Origin of the sequence: Fulvivirga lutimaris, from assembly GCF_009711525.1 — a bacterium.
In the GTDB taxonomy this organism is placed as follows: Bacteria; Bacteroidota; Bacteroidia; order Cytophagales; family Cyclobacteriaceae; genus Fulvivirga; species Fulvivirga lutimaris.
This window is the reverse complement of record NZ_SMLV01000274.1, coordinates 3,102-3,807: the sequence shown is the minus strand read 5'-3', so window position 1 is coordinate 3,807 and position 706 is coordinate 3,102. Positions and strand designations below refer to the sequence as shown.

1 protein-coding gene is annotated in these 706 nt (G+C 42.4%); it reads right to left on the bottom strand.

The genetic code is table 11. From position 1 onward, the window contains the following. A partial coding sequence (locus tag E1140_RS04335) for a hypothetical protein (RefSeq protein WP_221412628.1) occupies positions 1-706 on the bottom strand: 706 nt, incomplete at both ends.

Here is a 706-nt window from a genome sequence, read left to right as displayed (position 1 = left end):
CAATCTTTTCCAAAACGATTCTCCTTTTAACGAGCCTCTTTTCTTGGCCGTTGACAGATCATCGCTATCCGGCACCATGCTGTATTTCTTCTTAAGCTCACTCATTCTGGATTGTACTTGCTGTATCTTCTCTGAGTTTTGGGTCAAATAGTCCCTGGCCTGTGAGGTCATTTTTTTCTTCAGTTCACTTTTAGCATTTTGCTGTTTCAGCTGCTCCATGGTTTCCTGGACATCTCCCACTCCGCCATTTTCAGGGTTACCCAATTCTTTAAAATAATCACTGTTCTCTATCTCCTCTTCTACCCTTTGGGTGGCTTTCTCCTTTACCTGATCTACTGTGGTAGAATCAATAGTAATATCAGGAGCCTCTAAACCTGTCTGGCTGGCAAATTCACTTTTTAAAAGGTCTTTGGCTTCCTTAGCTACCGATGCAGAGTCTTTGGGTACGCCTTTAATATCAATACCTGTTTCATCTTTGATGGTTTGGTCAGCCATTGAAGCCGCTTTATTGGCTATGGCTGCTGAGTCTGTTGGGATATTGGTATTCAGCTCTTCTTCCAGCCTTTTCTTTGCTTCTTGTTTGGCCTGATCTGTTAATGTTGAGTCTAGTGCTACAGGCACATCTATATAGTTATTTAAATTATCTGCCAGCGCTTTGTTGGCCTGTTTTTTAAGTTCACTGGCTATAGCCGCTGAATCTGTGGGA